Here is a 25,606-nt window from a genome sequence, read left to right as displayed (position 1 = left end):
GTGCCTTGTTTTCAATAAAACCAGTATATATTATATACCGTACGAGGAAAAACTATAGAAGCCTTAATCTATAAAGGAGCGAATAGAAATGAAAGCATTACTTTTACATGACAAAAATCAATGGAAGAACATGAAGGTAGAGGAAGTCGAAATCCCGAAACCGAAAAAAGGGGAACTGCTCATCGAGGTACATGCGGTTGGCCTGAACCCGGTCGATTACAAAACAGCTACCAACGGAAACCCAAACTGGACGTATCCTCATATTCTTGGCCTTGATACAGCGGGTGTTGTCGTTGAAACAGGGGTAGGAGTGACTCAATGGAAAAAAGGAGACCGGGTCGTCTATCACGGTGATCTTACGAAAAAGGGCGGATACGCCGAATACACGGTCGTAACGGCTCACACGGTATCACGCATTCCGGACAGCGTATCCTTTGAAGATGCAGCGGCAATTCCCACAGCAGGATATACCGCCTATCAATCACTGTTCCGCAAGCTCCCGTTTGATCAAGTGGAAACGATCCTGATTCATGGCGGCGCAGGCGGTGTCGGCGGATTTGGCGTCCAAATGGCCAAACTCGCAGGCAAACTGGTGATCTCTACGGCTTCAAGCCACAACCATGACTACGTGAAATCGCTCGGTGCCGATTACGTGATCGATTACCGTGAAGAGGACATCAAGGCGAAAGTGATGGAGATTACGAGCGGACGGGGCGTGGATGCAGTGGTTGATGCCGTGAGCCGACAGAGTGCCACGGATTCTCTGGACTTGCTCGCCTTCATGGGGCACATCGTCTACATTGCCGGAGCACCTGATTTTACAAAAATTACGCCGTTCACAAAAGTGGTTTCTTACCACGAGATCGCTTTAGGCGCGGCCCATCAGTCCAACGACGAGCGCTCAGAAAAAGACCTCGCCGTCATGGGAGACGAAATGCTCAAGCTGATGGCAGAAGGAAAGCTTGCTTCCATGCTGAAAGAGACCGTTTCACTCGAGGAAGTTCCAGAAGCGCTTGTGCGTCTGTCCGAACGCCACGTGAAAGGGAAAATTGTAGCGAAAGTTAGATAAAAAGAGAAAAGGATGGCGCCTGGGCGGGCGTCATCCTTTTTTTATCTGGCGGGAAATACGGGTTTACCCGCTGTTTTGCAGTGTTTACCCGCGGAAACGACAGATTTACCCGCCGAAATGAGAATTTTATCCGCCAGAATTGCACATTTACCCGCCAAAACTGGATTACGCTAACTGGCGAACCATCATCCCCACGCTCAAAAAAACAGAAGCATTATTGATGAACATATGGTATTTTTAGGGAAATAGAAAAGAGGGGGAATGGATGATGGTTAACCTGCTGTTCAGTCTGCTGATTGGTGTAATCTTCGTTTTAGCTGGACTTATCATGAAAGTGAAGCCTCCGGCCAAAATCAATCCACTGTACGGCTATCGCACGTTCCGTTCCATGAAAAATGAGAAGCTCTGGAACGAGGCCAATACGTACAGTGCGGGTCTTATGATGAAATACGGTGCAGCGAAGCAGTGTTCGGCGGGGTCTTCAGTCTATTGATAAAAAATGCGCTGGCAGGGGTGTTTGCCACGATGGGAGTGATGCTCCTGTTCATCATCCTCCTTTTCGTCAAAGTGGAAAAGCGGCTGAAGGAAATCGACCAGTAAAAATGGCCGCCAAGTTTCCAAGGCTGATTTAACGGGAAATAAGGAGTCATACATATTCATACATAAAGGGAGCTGGAATAGATGATCAATGTGGCACTATTAAGCAAATGGCATGTTCATGCGAAGGATTACGCAAAGGAAGCAAGCGAGAACAAGGACATTACGATCAGCGTCGTTTGGGATGAAAACAGGGAACGGGGCGAACAGTGGGCTCAAGAGCTTGGCGTCCCGTTTGAAGCCGATCTTGAAAACGTGTTCTCCGACAGCTCCATCCATGGGGTCATTGTGACGACGCCAACGACTGCTCATACCGAGATCATCACCGCTGCTGCAAGGCATGGCAAGCACATTTTTACGGAAAAAGTGCTTGCTCCGACAGTGAAAGAGTGCGATGAAATTTTTTCGGCGGTGGAGGAGGCAGGCGTTCAGCTGATGGTTTCCTTGCCAAGGCTTACCGAACGCTTTTACCTTTACGCGCAAAAAATATTGGACGAGGGCTGTCTCGGGAATTTGACGTCGGTACGCTGCCGAGTGGCCCACCATGGTGCAGTTCCAACAGAAGAAAGCCGGCATGGATGGCTGCCTGGACAATTTTTTAACAAAGAAGAAGCAGGCGGAGGAGCCCTCATCGATCTCGGGGCGCATCCGATCTACCTTTCCAACCGCTTGGGTGGAAAAGTAAAAGCAGTGACGGCACGTCTGCAGCAGACCAACGGCCACGATGTAGACGACAATGCAGTCGTTATCGTGGAGTTTGAATCAGGCGCACTCGGAACCATTGAGACCGGATTCCTATCCTACGGATGCCCGGACCAGCTTGAATTGTACGGCACAGAAGGAACCTTGCTGATTGAAAACCGGGAACCGAGAGAGCTGATCAGCGACAGGGTGGAAAAAGATGGTCTCATCATGTCCGATCAGCTGCCAAAGGCTTTGCCTTCAGCGATGGAGCAATGGGTGGCTGCGATTACGAAAAATACGGATCCTACCATCACAAAAGAAGACATCCGCAGCCTGACCCTGATGAACGAAGCCGCGGCACTCTCCCATAAAGAGGGCAGGAGAGTCGAGCTTTCCGAGATTGGGAAAAGCTATTCTGCAATAACTAAGTAAAGTGTTGTTTTGAAGGGTTGTGAGGGATAGAGTGACAAAGGCCGACCGCTAGTTTACCATAATTCCGGTTTGGCGAGTAAATCCTCTGTTCTGGCCAGTATTTTATGATTTTGGCCAGTAAATATGACGATTTGGCCAGTAAATCTCTCATTCTCGCCAGTAAAACGAGTCATACGCTAAAGCAAACATCTGTAATCTACTAAATAACAAAAGCCCGGCCCGCTTTTTCGCAGTGGGCCGGGCTTTTTCTCACAAAAACTCCCCTAGACCATAAAGCAGAATGAAAATAAACACCCAAACGGAATCGACGAAGTGCCAGTAGATGCCAAACGAAGCAAAGCGGCCTCGGTTCGCTTCGGTTTCGCCTTTTGTCTTCACATGCATCATCAGAAGACCCATCCACAAGACCCCGAACAGGACGTGGCAGCCGTGCAGTCCGACCAGCAGATAGTAAGAGGACACGAATGGACTTCGGGACAGTGTGTTTCCGTCACTTGCATTCTGCAGAAACTCCATCACTTCTAAACTAAGAAAACCAAGAGCGAGCCCGGCTGTAGCCGCAGCAAACACCATCGCTTTTCCCCTTTCCTTCATCCTTAGTGTTTCATTGGCAAAGTACCAGGTCAGACTGCTGGACAGGAGCAGGACAGTTGGAAGAATGATTTTTTTAAAGTGAAAGAATTCACTGGGACCCGGCCCGTTACCCTGGTGATGCAGCATGACAAAATAGGTTGCAAACAAACAGCCGAAGATAACGGCTTCCGCACAGATAAAAAGAAACATTGCTGTTTTTCTTTGAGATTGATGTTCAACCACACCTTCCGCCGTCTCCTGAACCGTCGTCTCCATACCCATTTATCCTTCCTCCTTTCGGATGGCGTTCTCCAGCTGTTTGCTTGTGTACAGCTTGATGTTCCGCTCAAAAGAGATCGACCGCCAGCCCATCAGCAAGAGAATTCCCACCGCTCCAATGACCGCGATCCACAGAACTTCAAAAATGAGTCCGAACGAAAGGGTGAAAAATCCGCCGCCGAGAAGGACAGGCAGGATGGTCGGTTTCTCTACAAAGATTTGGCTCTCTTCTTTCGTAGAAGGAATCAGCGTGCCGTCTCCCCGTTCTTTTTCATGCCAGAAGGCTTCAAGATCCCGGATGAGAGGGGCTCGAGGCCAGCGCATGTGGGAGGAAGGCGAGGAAACCGCCCACTCCAGCGTCCGGCCGTTCCATGGATCAGCCACACCACTTTTCTCTTTCTTTCGGTAGCTGAAGAAGAGATTCCAGGCAAACAGCAGAACACTGATGCCCATCAAGTAGGCGCCCATCGTGCTGATGAAGTTGAGCTCAAACAAGCCATCTTCGGGCAGGTAGGTAAAGGTTCTTCTCGGCATGCCCTTCAAGCCTGAAATGTGCATCGGAAAGAAGGTGACATGAAAGCCGATGATAAACGTCCACGCCTGCCATTTCCCGATCTTCTCGTCCAATATATAGCCGAACATCTTGGGCCACCAATAATAAAAGCCTGAAAAGGCCCCGAATATCGTACCTGCGATCATGACGTAATGAAGATGGGCGACAACAAAATAGGAATCATGATATTGGTAATCGGCAGGAACGACCGCCTGCATGACCCCGGTTACGCCCCCAATCACAAAGGATGGAATGAAGGCGAGAGAAAACAGCATGGCCGTCGAAAAGCGGATGGAGCCGCCCCGCAATGTGAAAAGCCAGTTAAAGATTTTAATTCCTGTTGGCACGGCGATCAGCATGGAGGTGATCCCAAACACGACATTGGCGAGCGGTCCAAGCCCTACCGTAAACATGTGATGAATCCAGACCATAAAGCTTAAAAAGCCGATGACGAGCATGGATAAGACCATGGAGGAATAGCCGAAGATTCGTTTGGAAGAAAAGGTGGCGATCACCTCTGAAAAAATACCGAATGCCGGCAGAATGACAATATAGACCTCCGGGTGGCCGAACGCCCAGAACAAGTGCTGCCAAAGTACAGGGCTTCCGTTTCCTCCGTCATAAGCTTGAGTTCCGAACTGATTATCAAAAATAAGAATGATCAGGGCGGCGCTTAATGCGGGAAAAGCCAAAAGAATGAGAGTCGAGGTAATGAGAGCGGACCACGTGAACAGAGGAATCTTCATGAAGCCCATGCCGGGTGCCCTGTTCTTCAAGATTGTGACGATGAAATTGATGGCCGTCATGATCGTTCCAATTCCCGATACCTGCAGGCCCATTGCATAAAAGGCTGTTCCGTTTCCGGCGATATCCTTATCCACGGCAAGGGGGACATACGAAGTCCAGCCGGCGGAAGGGGCACCGCCCAAAACAAAGCTCATATTAATGAGCACACCGCCAATTACGAACAGCCACATGCTTAGGGAATTAAAGAAAGGGAACGCCATATCCCGTGTCCCGATCTGCAGTGGAACAGCGATGTTCATCAGACCGATCAGGAAAGGCATGGCGACAAAAAAGATCATGAGCGTACCGTGGGTTGTCATGACTTGATTGTACTTTTCGCCGTGAAAGACCCAGAAATGAAAGTCCGGAAAAGCGAGCTGAGTTCGCATGAGCATCGCATCAAGGCCGGCGCGCAGGAAAAATAGAAATCCAAAAGCGATATAAAAGATCCCGATTTTGCGATGATCGGTCGTACTGATCAGCATCCAAAGGGATTTCCATTTTTTCGCGACGGTAAGAAAAATAAGTGCTGCGATCATCATGACAATGATCGAAAGGTTAGCCGCTATTATATCAGAAGCAAGTTTGATGTGTGTGTTGAAAAACGGTATCGACATGTTGGACCCCCTTCGTTACTGGATGACTCATTTTTTGAGTGTCTGCAGGTAATGAGAAAGAGCTGTGTAGTCATGTTCGCTAAGTCCTTCACGTTTCGGCATATGTGAACCGGGTTTTACTTTTTCAGGATCCTTCAGCCATTCTTTTACATTAGGCGGAGTATTCTTTAGGACTCCTGCTATGTGATCCCGGTTGCCAAAGTCAGCCAGGTTCGGACCTTTTTTGTCAGCGGCAGTTAATCCGCTTGTCGCATGACAGCTTAAACAGTTCTTTTCAAAAAGCTTTTGGCCCTCTGATTCGTCCGCACTGAGCGATTGGCTGCTGTTTTGATCTTTTTTCATGGAGCTCAGCCACTTTTCATAATCCTGTTTGCTGTCCACTTTAACGGTAAACCGCATGTAAGAATGTCCGGTTCCGCAAAATTCCGCACATTTCCCCTGAAAGATGCCGGATTTTTCGGGTGTGAGGGCGAGCCGGTTCGTACGTCCGGGAATGAGGTCCTGCTTGCCGCCAAGCTGCGGCACCCAGATGGAATGGATGACATCCTTGGAATGAAGCTCAAGAACCACTCGTTTGCCTTTGGGAAGATGCAGCTCCTGAGAGGTCACGATACCCTCTGCCGGATACTCGAATTTCCACCAGAATTCACTCGCTGTCACCTTTATTTTCATAGCTTCGGAACGATCTTTCTGAGCTTCTCCAAACACACTCTTTACCATTGGAACGGCAAGAATGAACAGGAGGATGAACGGAAGCACAGTCCACGTGATCTCCAGCTTTTTATTGCGGTTTTCCTGGTGGGTGGAAGGCTGGTACCCCGGCCTTGCTCTGTACTTATAAACGAACCAGATGAAGAGCACGACAACGACGAAAATAACGAGCATCATAATATAGATGCTCAGTTTAATTAAGGAGAGCTGTTCGTTACCCTGGCTTCCTTTCGGATTCAGCACATCGATCGAGGAACAGCCGGATATAAAAAGAAGGCAGAAACTGCTGAACAAATACAAATTTTTTTTCATAGGTACTCCTTTCAGCTGAATGGAGGCGGGGTTTTAGATGCAGCTGCCCATATGTAAACGGACTTTTATGTTTTAATCCCCTCTTTGCTTAGAATAAAACGTTAAACTCTCACATTAACGTTAATTATCATAAATTTTACGTTTAAATAGTTTATCGCGTTCGTTAATGAGGGAAATGAAACAAGGATAGGTGCAGACTAACCAATCCGGGAAGAGTGAGGTGAACCATCTGGCTTATCATTTTCCTTTGCATTTACTGCAATTTAATTCACTAGGTTAGTTATTTACATTTTATAATTTCATGATAAAAGTTTTGTAACCCTGTAAAAAGCGATCATCCCGAAACAGTGATTCACTGTTTTCAGGAACAAAAATGTACTTACGAAAACAATTTTTTGATAGTCTTCAATGCCAAGTGGATTGTAGTGAAGGGTGCGAGACTCCAGCGGGACGAGCGTGACAGGTAAGACCCAAAGGCGCTTGCGCCGTGGGGCTTACCGCACGCCCCGCGGAAAGCGAGCTACCCAAAACGGAAATCCACTGCTCTCAAAAGCCACATAAGCTATACAAAAAAGGAGGAGCTTCATGAAAAAAGAGTTTTCAGTCATTGTAAACGGAGATCAGTACCAGGCAGATCAAGGACAGACGGTTCTTCAGCTCCTGCTTGATAAGAATATTGAAATTCCTCACGTCTGCTACCACGAAAGCCTGGGAAGCATCGAAACGTGCGATACGTGTGCCGTTCTTGTAAACGGCGAGGTAAAAAGAGGCTGCGGGACGTTTTTGGAAGAAGGGATGGACATTCGCACGAGCACGCCAGAGGTGAAAGAAGCTCAGTTCAAGGCGATGGATAATATCCTTGAAAATCATGAACTGTATTGTACGGTCTGTGATAACAATAATGGCGACTGCACGCTTCATAACACGGTCAAAGATATGGGCCTCGAGCATCAGATCAAAGAGTTTAAACCGAAGCAATACGATATTGACCACGGCCAGTTTTACCGGTATGACCCGGATCAGTGCATCCTTTGCGGAAGATGTGTGGAGGTGTGCCAGACCGTTGAGGTGAATGAAACCCTTTCGATCGACTGGGACCTCATGCAGCCGAGGGTCATTTGGGATGACAATGTACCGATTGAAGAATCGTCCTGTGTCAGCTGCGGGCAATGTGTCACGGTCTGTCCGTGCAATGCCCTTATGGAGAACAGCATGCAGGGACAGGCCGGTTTTCTGACGGACATCCGCCCGGATTACCTCCGTTCCATGATTGAAGTGACGAAGGAGGCGGAGACCGGTTTTGGCCCGCTGTTCGCTGTTTCAGACTCTGAAGCGAAAATGAGGGAAGACCGGATCGAAAAAACGAAGACCGTTTGTACGTACTGCGGGGTTGGATGCAGTTTTGAAGTATGGACGAAAGACCGGGAAATCCTGAAGATCGAACCGGTAGAGGAAGCACCGGCCAATGGCATCTCCTCCTGCATCAAAGGGAAATTCGGCTGGGGCCACATCAACAGTGAGGCCCGCCTGATCCGTCCGCTCGTCCGTGACGGTGAGTATTTTAAAGAAGTCGAGTGGGAGGAGGCGATCAGCCTCATCACCGAGAAATTCAAGGAGATTAAAGAAAAGCATGGTCCTGATTCACTGGCGTTCATCGCTTCTTCCAAAGCGACGAATGAGGAATCCTACCTGATTCAAAAGCTGGCCCGCCAGGTCATCGGCACGAATAACATCGACAACTGCTCCCGCTACTGCCAGTCTCCTGCTACGATGGGGCTGCAGCGGACCGTCGGCTATGGAGGCGACGCCGGTTCCATGGAAGACCTGGAGAACGCGGAACTTGTCATCATTGTTGGTTCCAATACAGCAGAAGCCCATCCTGTTCTCGCTTCAAAAATCAAACGTGCCCATAAGCTGTTTGGGCAAAAATTGATCGTAGCCGATCTTCGCAAACATGAGATGGCTGAGAGGGCGGATCTGTACATTCATCCAAATCCAGGGACAGACCTCGTATGGCTTTCTGCGGTCACAAAATACATCATTGATCAGGGATGGCATGATAAAGAATTTTTATCTGGAAAAGTGAACGGTTATGCGGATTACTTAGAAAGTCTGCAGCCCTTTACACTCGGAATGGCGGAAGAGATCACCGGGATCTCTAAAGAGGTTCTGATCCAAACGGCAGAAGCGATCCGTGATTCGGACAGGACTTGCATCTGCTGGGCGATGGGCGTGACACAGCACCAGATCGGTTCAGATACATCGACTGCCATCTCCAATCTCTTGCTCGTGACGGGCAACTATGGCCGTCCGGGGACAGGAGCCTATCCGCTGCGCGGCCACAACAATGTACAGGGTGCGAGTGATTTTGGAAGCATGCCTGACACACTCCCGGGTTATCAGAAGGTAACGGATGATAAAGTGATTGCGAAGTTTGAAAAAGCATGGGGAGTCAACCTGCCAAGAGAAAAAGGCATGGACAACCATGAGATGGTACAGGGCATCCATGACGGCAAGCTCAAAGCCCTCTACGTGACGGGCGAGGATATGGGTGTCGTGGATTCCAATATCAACTATGTGACCAGTGCGTTCAAGAAGCTGGACTTTTTCATCGTACAGGATTTGTTTTTAACAAACACCGCCCAATATGCGGATGTGGTGCTGCCGGCTTCTCCAAGCCTTGAAAAAGAAGGGACGTTCACCAATACCGAACGAAGAATTCAGCGTCTGTATCCGGCGTTAAGCCCGCTTGGCGAGTCGAAGCCGGACTGGGAAATTTACAGTGAAATCGCGAGACGCATGGGTTTTGACTGGAGCTACACTTCGCCCGCCGACATCATGGCAGAAGCAGCAAGCCTTGTTCCGATGTTTGCCGGTGTGAGCTATGAGCGCCTCGAAGGGTTCAAGAGTCTGCAATGGCCGGTCAGCGAGGATGGAAAAGATACACCGCTTCTTTATACAGAGGAGTTTCATACAGACGACGGAAAAGCGAAATTGTATCCGTTGGAATTCGCCCACCATTACCGTACGACGGAAGAACATAACTTTCATATCAATAACGGCCGGATCCTGGAGCACTTTCATGAAGGCAACATGACCTATCATACAGAAGGCATCCGAAAGAAAGTGCCGAACTCATGGATCGCTGTATCCGAAGAAGCCGCTGAAAAATACGGAATGGAAGAAGGCTCGACCATCCGGATGGAAAACCCTTCTGGTGAAACAGTCGCCCGGGTTCATGTGTCACCGGAAGTTTTCGGAAACGAGATGTACCTTCCGCTGAATGACAACGGAAAGAGCGCGATCAACTATTTAACGAACAATGATACGGATAAAGATACGAACACCCCGGCTTATAAAGAGATTCCGGCAAAAGTCGAAGTGCTGGAGAAGAAAGGCGATTCGCCGCTGCCTCTGTTCAATTACAGACGCGGGCACCGCAATCCGCAGCCGGGCGTGAACGTCCAGAAGAAGTGGGACCGAAGTGACTATATTTATCCTGGAAGCAGGGAGGTTAGACAAGATGGCTGAGCGGATCAAGGAAATCAAACGCATGGAGATACCCAAGGAAAAAATAAGAGAAGACAATCTGAACGAACTGCTGGATGCCTTGTCGGACAACAAGGAGGCGATGCTGGAGACGATCCGGTTCTCCTCTTTGCTGCATGAGACCGGCAAAATGTCCATGCTGAACGCGATGATCTCCCAACAGCAGCACATCATGGGGAACATTGCGTATGAAGCCAATCAAAAACCGAATTCTACCATCTTGCATAATGCCACCCGATTAATAGAATTGCTAGGCATGCTGGATCTTGAAGGCATCGACCACCTCACAGCCCGGTATACGAGGAAGGAAAAGGAAGAAGGAACAGAAGTGCCGGTTGTCAAAAATGTAGGGTTCTTCGGATTGATCAAAGCGCTCCGGGATCCTGAGATCAGCCGCGGGATCTACATCCTCCTGCAGATCCTGCGCGGGCTCGGGCACGGGCCGAAGGATAAGGCCCCCTCTAAAAAGTAGATAACAAGCATAATTGAGGCAGCTCTTCCAAGGAGCTGTCCTTTTTATTGAAATTCATACTGTTGCTGAGATGAACCCTCGAGGGCTCGTCATCACCGCTGAGCGGATGGATGGGACAAAGTCCCGTCCGGCGCTCTACTTACATAAGGGCGATTCTATCATTTTCGACAATCTAGTAAAAGCATGGACAAACACCGTTTCCCTTTCTGGCAGTTTTCATAGAATAGTACAACTTCTAAACAAAGGGGGAAAAACGGTGTTGGGTTTTTCTATGATAAAAATGGTTCGCCAGCATGCGGATAAGCTGGACCGGTCAATGCGTTTACAGCTCGTAAATTTATATCGGCCGTTTCAAAAAGTTCCCTGTTTTCTTCATAGCATGCTAGAAAATCGATTGAAAAAGAGAAATAAACTGCCGGTGATTATTGAGTTTTATGAAGAGGGTGACGCATGCTCTTTAGGGCTGGAACAAGTTCATCAGACGGTTTCAGGCCATCGTAAGTGTGCCGTCCATCATCAGTTCACAAGTATTCCTTTTTGCGCTGCGACTTTAACGGCCAATGTGATGGAGGAACTTTTAAATAATTGCACTCATATTAAGAAAATACACCATGACCGCGAAGTAAAAGCTTTGCTGGACAAGGCTTCACCCTCCATTCGGTCGGATGTCCTGAACTCATCTGGAGTCACCGGAAAGGATGTCACGATTGCGGTAGTGGATACTGGGGTCTATCCTCACGCCGATCTGAAAGACCGTATTGCAGCTTTTAAGGATTTAGTAAACCAGAAAACAGAAACCTACGATGATAACGGGCATGGTACACACTGTGCAGGGGATGCAGCAGGAAACGGCTACTTGTCGGATGGAAAATACAAAGGCCCTGCGCCGGAAGCGAACATTGTAGGCGTAAAAGTGCTGAATAAGACGGGCTCTGGTTCATTGTCCACCGTTATTGCGGGTGTGCAATGGTGCATTGATAATAAAGAGAAGTATGGAATTAAAATTATCTCCATGTCGCTTGGAAGCCAGGCGACTCAGCCGGCTGCTGAAGATCCTGTTGTAAAAATAGTAGAGGAAGCCTGGAAACAAGGGATCGTTGTCTGTATCGCTGCCGGCAACGAAGGACCAGATGAAAAAACGATTTCCAGTCCAGGAATCAGCCCGAAAGTCATTACGGTCGGCGCGATGGACGATCAAAATACGATTGAACGCACGGATGATATTCCTGCCAATTTTTCCAGCAGAGGTCCTACGATTGACGGACTAACAAAGCCAGACCTTCTAACACCGGGCGTCAATATTGTTTCACTGCGTTCGCCGGGTTCTTACTTGGACAAGGTATCTAAGAGCAGCCGTGTAGCCGAGAATTACTTCTCACTTTCCGGCACTTCCATGGCAACACCGATCTGTGCGGGTGTGGCAGCGCTCGTTCTTCAGCAAAATCCGGAACTGACGCCTGACGAAGTAAAAGAAAAGCTGCTTAATAGCGCTGAAGACTGGAGATTGCCGGGAAATACGCAAGGAAAAGGGTATCTCGATGTCAGCAAGTTAATATAGAAGAAGAAAGAGGGGGTTCCTTGAGGGCCGCCTCTTTTTGTGGGGTTGGGTGGTGGATGTTGCGGAAATGAATGTGTCAAAACTCGTCGAAATGTGTCGCGTATCAACAAATTGAAAATAAAAAGGCGGTTTTTGAACATAAACTCGGATTTTTGAATAAAAAAGTATGTTTTTTGAACATAAAGCTGATTTTTTGAAAATAAAACGCTTGGAGGACCCATTCTCAGATCGAAACTCAGCTCTCGCCCTCGAAAACTTCCCGCTCAACCAGCTTTTTACGCGATCAAATGAAAATAGAGGGCTTAACTGAAGCAAAATACTTCAGAAAAGCCCTCTTCGGCACTCCATTTCCCCATAATCTCTACTCAAACAAAATCAGCAGCGCAGCGACCACCGGTGTGGCAACCATCGCAGTCTTCAGCACGGGTTTCGGAGCAAATTTCGTCAGTTTGGCGCCAAGGTAAGCACCAGCCATCGTACCGGCCAGCACCTGAAACAGCAGCATTAAATCAAGATAGCCTTCCATAATGTACCCAAACCCGCCGCCAGCCGCGATCGGCAGAATAACGAGCATCGTTGTTCCGATCGATTGGCGGATGGACAGGCCGAACAGCAGCATGAGCCCGATCTGAATGAACGGGGCAGAACCGATACCGAACGCTCCGGATAAAAGCCCGGTTGTCATACCGAGCAGAAGCGCTTTTACCAGCAAGGTAGGGTAGCCCAGCGTTTCATCGATGACTTCCTCCACTTTGCCCTTCATCATAAAGAAACGCAAAATAAATAAGATTGCTGACAGGAACAGCATGCCAGCTGTCAAATAATGCAGATGTTCACTGGGAATGAGAGAGGACAGCTTGGAACCGAAGAACGCAGCGATGGCTCCAAATCCGCCCGTCCAAACGCCGGCCTTGAGCGATATGTTTCCTTCCCTCAAATGGCTGTAGGCTCCTGACAGGGTTGTAAAGGCCATGGCGGCGAGCGATGTGCCGAGCGCTGTATGGATGGGAATATGAAAAAGTACCAGTATAGCGATGATAAAACCTGCTCCGCCGACGCCGACAAAACCGCAGATCAGTCCGATGACGAGCATGGTTAACGTAATAAACAAGAGGATCGTTTCCTTTCTTTGGCGGATCTTCCGTCATTCTTGTTATGATTCTTTATTTAACTAAAGCAAATTTTCCTATAAAAATCAATGAAAGGGGACTGAGCGGATCCTCAATGACGAGAATGTAAATTTTTATAAAAAATATGGTTTGCTAGTTTTGGTAACAGAGTAGGAAATAATTACCGTTTTACGGCAACTGAAGCCGTTTAAGTAGGCCGATAGAATGTTTTTCTGTTAATTTTAGAAGATTTTACCTATTAATCTGCTGAATGTGTTTAAATAGCGTTATGGGCGAAACAGGCTCTTTTCTTTTTTTGACCATAACCCAAGGAGGCATCGGAATGAGAATGAGAAAGACATCGAGTATGACGGCCTTATTGCTCGTATTTGCACTGATCGCAGGCATGTTTTCACCAGCGGCAGCACGTGTAGCGAAGGCAGAAGGCGGCTCGTCCCTTGAAAAAGCGGCACCGCTCGAGAAGGATCAAACGGTGGATGGAACGTTCGACCAGCCTGAACAAACACAATGGTACAAGATTACACCGAATCAAGAGGATATTCAAAAAGATTCTCATATGCGAATCTCATTAACTAGTGATGCAAATTTAAACATTTCCGTATATCCAAGCATTGAAAAAGCAGGAAATGATGAAACATTTAGCATGTATCGCGGCTTTACAACGACCGAAACACCTGATAAACCGGTAAAACTGGACGTGCCGTATGCATGGCAGGGACCTTATTACATAAAGGTGGAATACCTCGGTGAAGATACCGAAACACCTGAGGATCCGCCGGCTTCTGCTGAGCCGAAAAAAGCAAATTACACGCTCGGCTATAAAGGCGAAAAACTTCCGCCATCCGTTGAGTCAGCTGGGGAAGAAGAATGCCCGGTAGAAATGAGTGCCGGCCAGCAGAAATCTGGAAAAGAGCTTTTAACTCAGCTTCGCCAGCTGCGGGACGGCTTGCTGTCAAAGACTGAGGAAGGCAGATCTCTTTCCTCCCTCTATTACAATACCGCACCATTCCTCGTAGGAAAGATGGTGTTCAGCAAGGATCTTCGCCAAGATGTGTTCAACAATCTTGTCGCTCTAAAACCTTTATTTAATGAACTGGCAGAGAACGGTGCACAAAGCACGTATGTCCTCTCCAGCAAAGACCAGAACTCGATCAAGGAACTTTATGATATTGTGCTGAAAGCCTCACCTGATGCTTATAAGGACGATATCGAAAAAATCGGGAAGCAGGTAGGCGTTTCTTCGCTTGCAGGCGAGAGACTTTCTGATCTTTTAGGAAAAGCAGAACTCGTTCCGCAAAGCACGAAAGAAATGTCCAGCAAACTTATTGTTAAAATGAAAGACGGCTATACCAGCAAGTCAATAAACAACAAGCTTCAAACCTATGGCATCGAATCAGCTGCAAAATCGGCATTCAAATCCGAAGATAAAATTCTTGGCAGCATGTACGTGGTGCACGTGGATGGAGCAGATGATTCAGGCAAATACAGCGCCACATCAAAAAGTGGAGCAGCGTCAGTAAAAGCAGCAGCGGAAAAGCTTGCAAAGCTGCCGGGCGTAGAATTTGTTGAACCTGTTCAGCATTATCACTCCATGTCCAATGATGTTCAGTACAACGATCAATGGTCACTGAAGAATACAGGGAAAAATGAAGGTGCTGCAGGAGCAGACATCAATTTTGAACCGATGAAAAAGCTCGCGGATCAATCAAACCTGAACAGCTCACTGATCGCGGTTGTTGATACCGGGGTAGATTATACCCTCGCTGATTTGAAAGACAAAGTACGTGTTGACCTCGGGAAAAATTTTGTCACATCTGGTGAGGCTCCGTTGGATGATATGGGCCATGGTACTCACGTGTCCGGCATCATCGCTGCAGCCGCAGACAATGGCTACTCCATGGCAGGAATCAATCAGAACGCACAAATTCTTCCGGTTAAAGTTCTTGACGCTTCTGGCTCCGGGGATACCGAACAGATCGCAAAGGGAATTAAATACGCGGCAGATAAAGGGGCAAAGGTCATCAACCTTAGCCTTGGCGGCGAATACAGCCGTGTGCTTGAATATGCGATGAAATATGCTTCTGACAAAGGTGCGACCATTGTTGCAGCGACTGGAAACGACGGCGATTCCATGGTCGGCTATCCAGGTTCTTCGAAATACGCGATCGGTGTTGGCGCAACAAATGATATGGATGTTGTGGGCGACTATTCCAACTATGGCAAAGGACTTGATCTCGTAGCACCGGGCTCCAATATCCCAAGTCTTGTGCCAAACGGAAACGTCACGTATATGTCAGGAACGTCCATGGCCACACCGCACGTTGCAGCGGTTGCAGGGCTCTTGCTGTCTGAGAACCCGCGCTTAAAAGCAAAAGATATTGAAAGAGTTCTAACACAGAGTGCGGATGACATTGCCTTTGGTGAAGTCGATAAGCCGGATGACCAATATGAAGAAGGACCAAAACCGGTTCCAGGCTATGATGAAGCATCAGGATGGGGAAGACTGGATGCATTCAGTGCACTTAGTGCGGTTAAACTCAACGCAAAAGTGAACCCGGTTCTTGATAATCTGAACACCCTTTCAGGTATCGCAGCGAAAGGCTCTAAAGTTACCGTGAAGAACGGCAAGAAAGTGCTTGGAATAACAACGGTACCCGCCTTAGGAACATATGCCGTTAAAATTCCGGTTCAAAAAGCAGGCCAAGTGCTCCACGTTGAGATTTCCAACGCTTCAGGGTCTGAAAAAACAGCCCTGAAAGCAGTGGTAGGAAAAGCTCCGGCTCCTGATATGCCAAAAGTGGATAAAGTAACGACGAAATCCACCGCAGTAACGGGCAAAGCAGTAGCCAACGGAACGATTAAAGTGAAAGACAAAGCCCAAAAGGTCATCTCTTCTGCAAAAGTAAGCGCAAAAGGAACCTTCAAAGCCAGCATCAAGAAACAAAAGAAAGGCACTGTCCTTTCCGTAACCGTGACGGATGCCGCTAAACGCGAAAGCAAAGCCGTGAAAGTGACAGTGAAGTAACAAAAACATGAAAACCCCCTGTTCTGCCTGGTGGCCGAACAGGGGTTTTTTGATGTTTAAGAAAGAGTTTCAGAGGCTGAGTCCCCCATAGCGGAATTTTGGGGGAAATCAGGTCCGAATAAAGCGCGGTGGAGAAAGGGATCCATGACACTGATGCTTAATTTTTGAGGAATATTTTTTATTTTTTCCATTAAGCCTTCCAGTATATTGCGTTGCGCTTGTGCCTCGTTGGCATTACGTGCTTCTTCCATTAAAAGCATTCGTACGGCGGCTTCGCCAGCTGCTCCGTACAAGGCAAGCTTTAAAAGATAGGGCTCAGTCTCCTTAAGGAAATTTTGATTCTCAAGTTTTCTTTTCAACTGGGAAGGTGCTTCTTTCATCGCATAAAACTGCTGTAAAAGAGGGTCTCCACCTGTTTTCATTGACTCCGTTTCTTTAGCCCTCCAGAAATTATCCATTAAAAGCTGTAAACGAATAGAAAGCGGTTCTGCATGGTTGTTAAGGATGGTAGCATAACAGCTTTCAACGAAAAGCTTCAATGCGTCTGAAGCTTTACCGGCAAATTCCTTGACGCTTCTCTCCAAAGAATGATCTGGTTGATAGTTTAATGCGTTCCACATATAGTCTGCAATCGTGAACAAAGGAATCTTGGAAGCTTCTGCCTCGTTCATGGGATTGGCGGTGATGCCAATTATGGATTCTTCTTTACATAACTCTGCTTCTCTTCCATATAACGGAGCCAGGAATAGACGGTTGCGGTCAATATCATTAACGGGATAGTTATCCCAGATCAACAGCGGATGCTGAAAGATCCCATGGATATAACGGGCATCTTTCGCTGGAATGACCGGAGCAACGATACCGATTCCTGTCCACTGTACGATAATATCATGCTGGACGAGCCCGGCAAACCGTTCCCGATAAGGAGAAGTATTTTCTTCATGATATTCCGTAGGTACTGTAATCAAAGGTAAAGCCTCCGGGTGTTTCTTAATAAATTCATCATTAAAACGGTTCAATAGAAAAGCCTGGGCAGCGGCAGGAGGATGCTGATCACCGCCAAACGTTTCCTGGTCCTGTGATGAACGAAGCGCGGGATCAATATCATCAAGATAGAGTGCAAACGAGCGTACCCCGATGTCCCATACCGCTTGTGCCTTGTTCAGCAAGTCTTGAAAATCAGCATCATTTGAAAAAGCAATCGTATTTCCTGGTGAGATGGCAAAGGTGAAGGTGATGTGGTTTCTTTTGGCAGTATCAACGAGCTCCCGGATCTCATCCATCTTACTTTCAGGATAGGGGTCCCGCCATTTTTCACGATGGTACGGATCATCCTTAGGAGCGTATATATAGGCGTTCATCTTATGTTCACTGTAAAAAGTAAGCTGGCTCAATCTGTCCTGATGGGACCAGGGAGGGCCATAAAAACCCTCGATAGCTCCCCGAATCGGCATGGATGGCCAATCATGGATGATGACTGACGGCATCCATGCCGCTTTATTTTCTATGGTGAGGAGCTGTCTGAACGTCTGGGCTGCATAAAAGGTTCCTGCTTCATCCACACCTGCCAGAATAATCTGGTTCGTCCCTGCAGGCGAAGTTCCGGATGCGATCACATACCCTTCCGCCTGAAGATTCTTATGCGGATCGACGTGGAGACCAACCAGTGCTTTAGAAGCAGCTTCATCTTCAGCAAGTTCTCCAAGGTAGATGACGACAGGAACCATGGCAGCCTCTATTTCACGGAAATTTGACCGTATTTCAATCTCTTTGACTCCGGCATGATAGAGAGCTTTCTCTACTTCCCGCATAGCAGAAGCAGGTGTTTTGGCTTCGGTTACCAGCCAAACGATCGGAGTCAATGGAAAACCATCGTCTCTTATTTCTATGGATTGAGGCACAGGGGAAACACGGATGGATTCCCTATAGTTCTCCGGCATTTTATTTGGCATGCTGAGCCGCTCCTTTACATGGTAAATTTACTCTTCGTCCTATTTCTTTAAGATTAATTTGGAAAGCTTGACGTTATCGTAGTAAGAAGTTGTTGTCGCGTATGCTGTTGAATAAGCAAGAACTTTTGCAGAAGTGGCCCGCTCTGGAGCCTTTGCCGTGATGGTGACCGGCTGCCAGCTGTTGTATCCGGCTTCAGTATGAACGGGCGTGGAGGAGATCTCTTTTCCATTACTGTCAAAATAGCGAAGCATCAGGCTTGAAAGGCCTTCTTTTAAATAAAGCCGGGTCTCTGCTTTCAGGACATCCCCAGGGTTGACTTTAACCGGAGTACTCATGAGGGCGACTGATTTTTTGTGAGAAGCATCCACGAGCTTCAGGCTTTGTATGCCTTTGCTGTACTGTTCGCCGGAAAGGCTGTACTGAACTTCAGAATCGGCTGCAAACATCGATGTCCAGCCTGGGACGGTGCCGTTCATGAGCGGCATCTCAAAACTGCTGTTCGTAATATGAATAGGTTTTATTTTTGAAATTGGATCTACTTCAATCTTATAGAGCAGGGTGCGGTTGGAGCCAAGAGAATAGTAGATATCTCCGTCATCACCGATGGAAAAGGAATAGGCATTGGTAATTTTCTTGCTGTCGAGTGTCTTCGGATCGATGGCTGTCAGATTTCCACCTGTAAAATCGGCATACAGCAGGCCATTTGACCATTTGAGATCGATGGATCCCCAAGCGTCTGCAGGAAGGACGCCATCTGGATAAATCTTCTTGCTTTTTACGACGTTTAAGGTCTCTGGATCAAGAGCGAATATGGCATTTTTGACCGCTCCCCATAAAAGCCCGTCGGGACCGATGGACAGTTCTCCAATGAGATTAGGCTTTTCAATTCCCTCGACGTTCAGTGAGATTTCACTTATTTTCTTTTCGTTTTTTACATCCCAGACAAAGATCTTCGCTTCTTCGGCGGTAGGATCTGCGCCAAGGCCGCCAGTAATGGAAGTCGAGCCGTAAACCTTTCCGTCTTTATAAGCAAGGCCCACTACACTTTGGTCTTGAACGACATTCCGGAACACTTTGTATTTTTCACCTTCAGCCTGCGGGTCATAGACGGTCAGTGCCCCGCCAAGCTCGCCGTAAAATGGAATGCTGCCGATGAAAGCTTTTCCTCCGCCTGATGAGATCGTTTTGATTCTGTTTTGAGACTCTCCGAGAACAAATAATTTTTCCGGGTTCGTGTCAGATGGCGGGAGTGCCGGATCATAAGCCCGGATGTCTCCTGAAGGATATACTCCCATCAGCATCTTATCTCCCAAAGGAGCCATGCTGTCTGCCTGGCCTAAGTTGAAAGAAGTCACTTTTCCTGTGACGGGATTATATTGAGCACCTTTGGCCGTCTGCATGCCGCTGATGTAGAAATTTCCATCGGGACCTTTTTCAATGGCTTGCATCACGGTAGGAGTGGACTGAACAAGAGAGGGCAGCCTTGTCACTTTTTTCGTCTCAAGATTGATGATCGTTACATACCCGCTGAAGTTAATGGTAACCAGGCTTTTTCCGGGAAGCTCGGGAGTATTAAACTCCACCCAGTCCACCCCTCGGAAACCGCTTTCATATTCAATCCCGGTGTCTTCAATTTTTAAAGTGGACAGGTCGACCGTTCGCAGTTTGTTATCAGTGGACATAAAGTAGATCTTGTTGTTGAGCGATTGCTCTTCCACATGCAGCCCGCGGACGTTTGGTACCGTTACGTCCAGCCATTTCTTTTCCTGGGTGTCGTAGATGTAGCCGTTGCTTGAAAGCTCGAATCGTGCGAAGAGATAGCGGTCATCCACTTTTTCAAGGTCATAGATATGCCCGGGTTCATTAATGGATTTGGCGATATCTTCTTTTTCTCCCGTCTTCATGTTGTAGCGCACGATCTGTCCGTGTCCTGTGCCGGAATAAATGTTGTCGCCGATCACGGCGAGTGACCGGATATATTCCTGGGAAACAGCTCCAATCATTCGACCGTAGTCGGTTACCTTAGAGGTAAGCGGGTCATATTTGAAAACTTTGCCCCCGGGATACGTACCGACGAACACCTGGCCCTCTGCATTGGACGTGATAGAAAAGGCAAAAGATTCCCCGGGAATTTATAGACAAGCTTCGCCTGTTTGGTTGAAGGAGAATATTTCCATAATTTTGCTCCGCCGCCTTCAGTAGCCACATACAGATCGCCGTTTGGAGTGACTTCATGGGCCCATGAGTTTTCAGAGTCTTCGAGATCGATAACTCTTAACAATTTGTAATCTTCAATATCCAGCACATTCAATTTGGCGGGAAATCCTTTGGTCGTCGTATACATGACGCGGTGCCCGTCTTCAGTGCCGACTGCCCCATTAAAAATGGAGATCGCCTGATTCAGCGGCGCTGTCAGCTTTTGTGGCTCCCCAAAGTAGGTTTTTTCCAATTTTCCTGAACTTTTAGCTAGAGCCTGCTGGCCGAATCCAAAACTGGCAAAGCATAAAATAACCAAGCATAAACCGAACGATAACCATTTTTTCAACAGAATTCTCCTCCTTGTTGTTCGTTAACCGTTTATCGGGTATAGCGATACAAATCTGTGCCTCTTGCAAAGTAAAAAGTTCCATTCTTATCTTTGGCAAAGAGTGAGGCATCACTTTCGAGAATTTCAGTTTCCCACGTTCGGGGATCGAATTTAAACAGCTTTCCGAGCGTGGTTCCATAAAAACAGCCGTCAGGATCCAGGTCCAAGAAAGCTCCTCGCCAATAATGGCCGAAGCCGTCCCAGCTGAACGGAAATAACTCCTTGGACGCTAGTACCTTCTGGGTCTGCGGATCAAATTTAAAAATTTTCCCCGGACTCATGCCCCACAGATAACCTTCTTGGTCAAATGCCAATGCGCTGATTGCTTTTTCACCGGGAAGTGGTGTGATTTCAAACAGCTTTTCACTGGTTTTGGGGTCAAATGCAAATAGTTTTGCTTCTGATTCGGCAGGCGTAACACCAAGTCCGCCGGATACACTGGTGCCTCCGTAAACGAGGCCGTCTTTATACGAGAGGGAGATGACACTCTGGTTGTTGACGATGTTTCTGTGAACTTCATATTTTTCGGATGCTTCGTCCAGGACGGTTAATGCCCCTCCAAGTTTTCCATAGTCAGGGACGGTGCCGATAAAGACTTTTCCATCTCCTTTTGCAAAGCCAAAAGGACGGTCCTGTCCTTCATTTTTTAAGGAAAAAAGAGCGCGCGGATTCGTTGATTTTGGAACATTAACGGGGTCATGGTCGTATGGTTTAGTGGGGTCATATTGATAGATTACTCCGCCCGTATATACACCGAGATAGAGGTAGCTGTCTGTTGAAATCATGTTCTCTGCCTGACCGAAGCCTTTGAATCTAGTAAACTCATGATCATCCACTGAATACTTGGAGAAGCCCCGGTTAAATAACCACTCGTATAGATGTTTCCGTCAGGTCCTCTCCCAATCGATTGGATGGGGATGGGCTGTCCTTCGATTTGAGAATCGATACTCTTGGATTTTCCGGTTTGCGGATTGAAGATCCAGTAGCTTCCGTTGTAGCGCATGCTGATCAGGCTTTTTCCTTTAAAACCTTGTTCGTCCAGGTTCACCCAACCGAAGCCTTTATTGCTCCAGCTTTCCTTGTATCCAGTCGCTGCCAGTTTTTTGTCCTTCAAACGGTAGGAATACAGTTCATCTCCAATATTGAAATAGACAAGGCCTTTGGCATCAGGGGAGGAGACTTTGGAGCCTTTTGCATTTTCTATTTCATCCACCCATTTTTTCTGCTTCAAGTCATAGACCAGCAGAGTGTTAGCGGGAGTGACCCTGACGAACAGCATGTGGCGGACAGCATCAATGTCGTACACGTCCTGCTGATTCGTATACGGTTCAGGGAGCGGGATGCTCTGTTTTTTACCGGTTCCAGGATCAAGCTGTATGAGCTGGGCCTTCTTGACACCTGTTCCTGCATAGACATACCTTCCTGAAACAGCAATGCTTCGCGTATAGCCCTGGTCTTTAGCCACCTGCCCATAGTCTCTGAACGTATTCGTTTTTGGATTGTACATGAAGACCTTGCCGTTCGGATAAGTGCCCCCATAGATACGGCCCTTCTGATCGGTTTGCAGCCGCCACAGAGACGTTTCAGAAGCGATCGGCCTTCCCAGGTTGGTGACGGCATCTGTTTTTGGATCATAACGGTACAAGTTTGCCCCGCCGGCAATATAGACCTTGCCTTTAGGATCAATGACCATTCCCCAGGCTGAAGGGGCTCCGTCCAACGCATGGTTTGCGATTATTTCTCCGTTTACAGGATTAATAATATTCAGCACAGCAGGATCTCCATTTGCTGCAGCATAGACTGCCTGTTTTCCGTTTGGTCCTTTACCGTAAGCACTGGAGAGAATACCGATGTTGTAATGAGCAGTTCCAAGATTTTCTGTCTTGCCGGCTGCTTCCGCCCGGATGGAAAAGGAAGCGGCCAGCAGGCCAGCCAGCAAAAAACAGGAGACGATTCCTTTGCACCACTTGTTCAAATGAGCATACCTCCTTACATAAAATTAAACACCGCAGTCAACTTGTTGGGTCATATCTGGTTCGTTATTAATCATACATAAAACTATTCTGTCCTCCAATAATAATTTTAGAAAATTCAGTCAAGTCATTCGTTAGAAAAAAATGAATGAATGTCTTTTGGCCGAAAAAAGCTGATGGAGCAAGGGATTTAAGCTTATTTTCAATCTCCGGCAGGCAATGTCTTTAATATGTCGAGAAATCAAAGGCTGCTTATTCTTCTGAAAGAACTGCCGGATATTTATCTATGTCCTTAAATTGTCTAAAAATACAGAATAGATTGACACTTGCAATGTCGTCCCTTATTCTGAACTCGAGTACCAGTTATGAACCAGAAGAAAAAGGGAGGATGTTGAGATGTTCTGGAGGAAAAGCGGGGTCATTGTTCTTTTATGCTTTTTACTTTTTGCTTTTACGGCCTGTTCAAACGAAGAGGCAGCATCGGGAGGCAGCACGGACAAGAAACAAAAAGCTACACTTACGGTCTGGATTCACCCTTACGTCAGTGATGAACTGAAAGGCAAGCAGAATGAAGTATTCAAGGGGATGGGAGAAAGGTTTAAAAAGGAGTACCCAAACGTTACCGTAAAGTTTGAGGAAATTCCTTGGGCGAACCGGGAACAAAAGATTCTCACAGCAATGGCAGCCAAGCAGGGACCAGATGTCTTTTACCTAATTCCGGACATGATGGCGCAATTTGCGGATAAAGGTGTCCTTGCACCGCTGGATGATCTGCTGGGTGACTACAATAAAGAAGATTTTGATCAAACGTCTTTGGAAGCGGTTACGTATAAGGACAAAATGTACGGTCTTCCTCTTCTAAAAGAGGTGCAAACCTACTTTTATAATACAAAAATTCTAAAAGAGCTTGGCGGAGATCCGAATAAGCTGCCGCAAACATGGGATGAATTTAATACTCTGGCTGAAAAAGCAGTGAAAAAAGGGTATTACGCCCGAAATTATGAAGGCGGCAACACGCCAAATGCAACACTGTACCCTTATGTATGGCAAGCAGGCGGAGAAGTGATCACGAAAGACGGAAAAATAGCCATCAATAAACCGGATGCCGTAAAAGGCTTTGAGCTCGTCAATAATTGGTATCAGAAAAAAATGATTCCGAAAGACTCTATCAACACGGTAGATCATCTTCCGCTCTTTTTGGAAGGAAAAATGCTGGCTTACTGGGGAACGGGTGCATCATTGGCAACAATGAAGGAAAAAGGCTTTAAAGACTATGCGATCGGATCGCCGCTCAAAGAGGCGAAAACAGCGACCTTTGGAACGACCGGGATGTTCGTTGTATCCGGAAACTCGAAGAACAAACAACTTTCTGCACAGCTTGTAAAGTCGATGACAAGCACCGAAAGCCTTGAAGCTTTCAATAAGCTGACAAAGTATGTACCGCCAAGAAAATCGGCAGCTTCCATCTATGATGGGGACAAAGATATGAAGATTTTAACGGAATACGCGCAATATGCAAAACCGGGAGTCATTCATCCAGTGTCCCGGTCGGTGATGCCTCAGATTCAGGCGAAGCTTCAAGAAATGATGCAAGGCAAGAAAACGCCAAAGCAGGCAGCTGATGGTGCAGCAAAAGCCATCCAGGCAGAGATGGATAAATAACGTTTGAAAGGTAGGGGGAGTAAGCCTCCCCCATCCTTTTTATTCGAGGAAGCGATGTCTAGCTCCAGCGCTTGTCGGACTTAAGCAAGGCGCTTGCGCTTTTCTATTATAGGAGGCGAGGAAATGGGAGAAACGAACTTGGCAATCAGAAAACCGGCTCCGAAACCGGCTGCCCCGCAGATGAGCCGGGCGTTTAGAATGAAAAAGCATTGGAACAAACATGCGATGATCTATATTTTTTTAGTTCCCATCCTTGTTCATTTTGCGATTTTCCAACTGTTTCCAATTCTGTTCAGTCTGTATATTACGTTTACTGACTGGCCGATCATTGGTGATCCGCAATTTATCGGCTTAAAGAACTGGATTTATTTTTTATCTGATGAAATCGCCTGGAAAGCCATATGGAACACCATTCTTTTTTCACTTTATTATATTGTGCCCACTATGGCGCTGGGCTTGTGTTTAGCGCTGTTGATCAATACAGGCAAGAAGGGAACCGGCTTTTTCAAGGGCATCTTCTTTTTGCCGGTTGTCACCTCGTTTGTGGTGATCTCGGGAATCTGGGCTTGGCTGTTCAAAGGAACGGAGAGCGGCTTTATTAACTCTTTTCTGGGGTTGTTTGGGATCGAACCGCAGCTGTTTCTATCAGACTCGCTGCAGGCCATGATGGTTCTGGCGGGACTGAGTGTGTTTAAAGTGTGCGGGAGTACGATGATCTATTATTATGCGGGTCTCCAATCCGTACCAGATGAGTACTATGAGGCGGCGAAGATCGATGGTGCCTCCAAGTGGAATATCTTCTGGAAAATTACCTTTCCGCTATTGATGCCGATCCATTTTTATGTCGCGATCATCACGACCATCGGTTCCTTCCAAATCTTTGACTCTGCTTTTCTATTAACGAGCGGGGGACCGAACTTCTCTACCACGACGATCGTCTATTACCTCTATCAGGAGGGGTTCACCTCCTTGCGTTTAGGGTATGCCAGTGTTCTTGCTTACATCCTGTTCTTTATCGTATTTGGAATCTCTTTGATCCAAAAGAAGGTTTTAGGAAAAGAAGTGAACTACAAATAAAGGAGGT

General features: G+C 47.3%; 18 protein-coding genes. 9 read left to right on the top strand and 9 right to left on the bottom strand.

Annotated features, from left to right (window positions below; all coding sequences use genetic code 11):
• Positions 1–88: 88 nt before the first annotated feature.
• The 3 genes from LCY76_RS21230 to LCY76_RS21220 all read left to right on the top strand — a co-directional run bounded on the left by LCY76_RS21230 (position 89) and on the right by LCY76_RS21220 (position 2,782).
• Entirely contained in the window at positions 89–1,069 is a 981-nt protein-coding gene (locus tag LCY76_RS21230; protein ID WP_248254319.1) for a zinc-binding dehydrogenase, read from the top strand.
• 265 nt (positions 1,070–1,334) lie between these two features.
• Entirely contained in the window at positions 1,335–1,562 is a 228-nt protein-coding gene (locus LCY76_RS21225; RefSeq protein ID WP_248254318.1) for an SdpI family protein, read from the top strand.
• A 188-nt stretch (positions 1,563–1,750) separates the two neighbouring features.
• Positions 1,751–2,782: a Gfo/Idh/MocA family protein gene (locus tag LCY76_RS21220; RefSeq protein ID WP_248254317.1), complete on the top strand. Its 1,032-nt coding sequence runs from the start codon at positions 1,751–1,753 to the stop codon at positions 2,780–2,782.
• A 249-nt stretch (positions 2,783–3,031) separates the two neighbouring features.
• Here the strand turns inward: LCY76_RS21220 and LCY76_RS21215 are convergent, their stop codons facing one another.
• The 3 genes from LCY76_RS21215 to coxB are packed head-to-tail and all read right to left on the bottom strand — an operon-like array spanning position 3,032 to position 6,613.
• Complete coding sequence (locus tag LCY76_RS21215) at positions 3,032–3,637, bottom strand: cytochrome c oxidase subunit 3 (protein WP_248254316.1); 606 nt, start codon at positions 3,635–3,637, stop codon at positions 3,032–3,034.
• Complete coding sequence (locus LCY76_RS21210) at positions 3,638–5,590, bottom strand: cytochrome c oxidase subunit I (protein ID WP_248254315.1); 1,953 nt, start codon at positions 5,588–5,590, stop codon at positions 3,638–3,640.
• A 27-nt stretch (positions 5,591–5,617) separates the two neighbouring features.
• Positions 5,618–6,613: a cytochrome c oxidase subunit II gene (coxB, locus tag LCY76_RS21205; RefSeq protein WP_248254314.1), complete on the bottom strand. Its 996-nt coding sequence runs from the start codon at positions 6,611–6,613 to the stop codon at positions 5,618–5,620.
• A 585-nt stretch (positions 6,614–7,198) separates the two neighbouring features.
• Between coxB and fdhF the strand changes: the two genes are divergently transcribed.
• The 3 genes from fdhF to LCY76_RS21190 all read left to right on the top strand — a co-directional run bounded on the left by fdhF (position 7,199) and on the right by LCY76_RS21190 (position 12,192).
• Positions 7,199–10,144, top strand: a complete 2,946-nt coding sequence (gene fdhF / locus LCY76_RS21200) for a formate dehydrogenase subunit alpha (RefSeq protein ID WP_248254313.1) — start codon at positions 7,199–7,201, stop codon at positions 10,142–10,144.
• Entirely contained in the window at positions 10,137–10,634 is a 498-nt protein-coding gene (locus tag LCY76_RS21195; RefSeq protein WP_248254312.1) for a helical membrane plugin domain-containing protein, read from the top strand. Before fdhF ends, LCY76_RS21195 begins: the two co-directional genes overlap by 8 nt.
• A 256-nt stretch (positions 10,635–10,890) precedes the next feature.
• Positions 10,891–12,192 (top strand): S8 family peptidase, encoded by a 1,302-nt coding sequence (locus LCY76_RS21190; protein ID WP_248254311.1) that lies wholly within the window; start codon positions 10,891–10,893, stop codon positions 12,190–12,192.
• 361 nt (positions 12,193–12,553) lie between these two features.
• Here the strand turns inward: LCY76_RS21190 and LCY76_RS21185 are convergent, their stop codons facing one another.
• Positions 12,554–13,303 (bottom strand): sulfite exporter TauE/SafE family protein, encoded by a 750-nt coding sequence (locus LCY76_RS21185; RefSeq protein ID WP_419714963.1) that lies wholly within the window; start codon positions 13,301–13,303, stop codon positions 12,554–12,556.
• Positions 13,304–13,644: 341 nt separating this feature from the next.
• Here LCY76_RS21185 and LCY76_RS21180 point away from each other — a divergent pair, with 341 nt between their 5' ends.
• Positions 13,645–16,347 carry a S8 family peptidase gene (locus tag LCY76_RS21180; protein ID WP_248254310.1) on the top strand — a complete coding sequence of 901 codons (2,703 nt, stop codon included), beginning with the start codon at positions 13,645–13,647 and terminating at the stop codon, positions 16,345–16,347.
• 56 nt (positions 16,348–16,403) lie between these two features.
• On the opposite strand, the gene LCY76_RS21175 is transcribed toward LCY76_RS21180, so the two are convergent.
• Genes LCY76_RS21175 through LCY76_RS21155 form a run of 5 tightly spaced genes read right to left on the bottom strand, consistent with a single transcriptional unit; the run spans position 16,404 to position 22,862 of the window.
• The gene (locus tag LCY76_RS21175) at positions 16,404–18,299 is read right to left on the bottom strand and encodes a glycoside hydrolase family 84 protein (protein ID WP_248254309.1); all 1,896 of its coding nucleotides are present in this window, start codon (positions 18,297–18,299) and stop codon (positions 16,404–16,406) included.
• Positions 18,300–18,338: 39 nt separating this feature from the next.
• Positions 18,339–20,381 carry an NHL repeat-containing protein gene (locus LCY76_RS21170; protein ID WP_248254308.1) on the bottom strand — a complete coding sequence of 681 codons (2,043 nt, stop codon included), beginning with the start codon at positions 20,379–20,381 and terminating at the stop codon, positions 18,339–18,341.
• Positions 20,318–20,845: a hypothetical protein gene (locus LCY76_RS21165; RefSeq protein ID WP_248254307.1), complete on the bottom strand. Its 528-nt coding sequence runs from the start codon at positions 20,843–20,845 to the stop codon at positions 20,318–20,320. Before LCY76_RS21165 ends, LCY76_RS21170 begins: the two co-directional genes overlap by 64 nt.
• A gap of 32 nt (positions 20,846–20,877) precedes the next feature.
• Positions 20,878–21,672: a hypothetical protein gene (locus LCY76_RS21160; protein WP_248254306.1), complete on the bottom strand. Its 795-nt coding sequence runs from the start codon at positions 21,670–21,672 to the stop codon at positions 20,878–20,880.
• The gene (locus LCY76_RS21155; protein ID WP_248254305.1) at positions 21,669–22,862 is read right to left on the bottom strand and encodes a ligand-binding sensor domain-containing protein; all 1,194 of its coding nucleotides are present in this window, start codon (positions 22,860–22,862) and stop codon (positions 21,669–21,671) included. Before LCY76_RS21155 ends, LCY76_RS21160 begins: the two co-directional genes overlap by 4 nt.
• A 394-nt stretch (positions 22,863–23,256) precedes the next feature.
• Here LCY76_RS21155 and LCY76_RS21150 point away from each other — a divergent pair, with 394 nt between their 5' ends.
• Together LCY76_RS21150 and LCY76_RS21145 are read left to right on the top strand one after the other, a co-directional pair.
• Complete coding sequence (locus LCY76_RS21150; RefSeq protein WP_248254304.1) at positions 23,257–24,522, top strand: sugar ABC transporter substrate-binding protein; 1,266 nt, start codon at positions 23,257–23,259, stop codon at positions 24,520–24,522.
• A 180-nt stretch (positions 24,523–24,702) separates the two neighbouring features.
• Complete coding sequence (locus LCY76_RS21145) at positions 24,703–25,599, top strand: carbohydrate ABC transporter permease (protein ID WP_248254745.1); 897 nt, start codon at positions 24,703–24,705, stop codon at positions 25,597–25,599.
• The last annotated feature ends 7 nt before the right edge of the window (positions 25,600–25,606 follow it).

Source organism: Fictibacillus marinisediminis (assembly GCF_023149135.1).
Taxonomy (GTDB): domain Bacteria; phylum Bacillota; class Bacilli; order Bacillales; family Fictibacillaceae; genus Fictibacillus_C; species Fictibacillus_C marinisediminis.
The sequence above is the reverse complement of the archived record's forward strand: the minus strand, read 5'-3'. Positions and strand labels throughout refer to the sequence as shown.

Coding starts and splice junctions, on each gene's coding strand:
- fdhF (WP_248254313.1), top strand. CDS start 7,199: ATGAAAAAAGAGTTTTCAGTCATTGTAAACGGAGATCAGTACCAGGCA.
- LCY76_RS21160 (WP_248254306.1), bottom strand. CDS start 21,672: ATGATTTCAACAGACAGCTACCTCTATCTCGGTGTATATACGGGCGGA.
- LCY76_RS21195 (WP_248254312.1), top strand. CDS start 10,137: ATGGCTGAGCGGATCAAGGAAATCAAACGCATGGAGATACCCAAGGAA.
- LCY76_RS21230 (WP_248254319.1), top strand. CDS start 89: ATGAAAGCATTACTTTTACATGACAAAAATCAATGGAAGAACATGAAG.
- LCY76_RS21225 (WP_248254318.1), top strand. CDS start 1,335: ATGATGGTTAACCTGCTGTTCAGTCTGCTGATTGGTGTAATCTTCGTT.
- LCY76_RS21210 (WP_248254315.1), bottom strand. CDS start 5,590: ATGTCGATACCGTTTTTCAACACACACATCAAACTTGCTTCTGATATA.
- LCY76_RS21215 (WP_248254316.1), bottom strand. CDS start 3,637: ATGGGTATGGAGACGACGGTTCAGGAGACGGCGGAAGGTGTGGTTGAA.
- coxB (WP_248254314.1), bottom strand. CDS start 6,613: ATGAAAAAAAATTTGTATTTGTTCAGCAGTTTCTGCCTTCTTTTTATA.
- LCY76_RS21150 (WP_248254304.1), top strand. CDS start 23,257: ATGTTCTGGAGGAAAAGCGGGGTCATTGTTCTTTTATGCTTTTTACTT.
- LCY76_RS21220 (WP_248254317.1), top strand. CDS start 1,751: ATGATCAATGTGGCACTATTAAGCAAATGGCATGTTCATGCGAAGGAT.
- LCY76_RS21145 (WP_248254745.1), top strand. CDS start 24,703: ATGAGCCGGGCGTTTAGAATGAAAAAGCATTGGAACAAACATGCGATG.
- LCY76_RS21175 (WP_248254309.1), bottom strand. CDS start 18,299: ATGCCAAATAAAATGCCGGAGAACTATAGGGAATCCATCCGTGTTTCC.
- LCY76_RS21180 (WP_248254310.1), top strand. CDS start 13,645: ATGAGAATGAGAAAGACATCGAGTATGACGGCCTTATTGCTCGTATTT.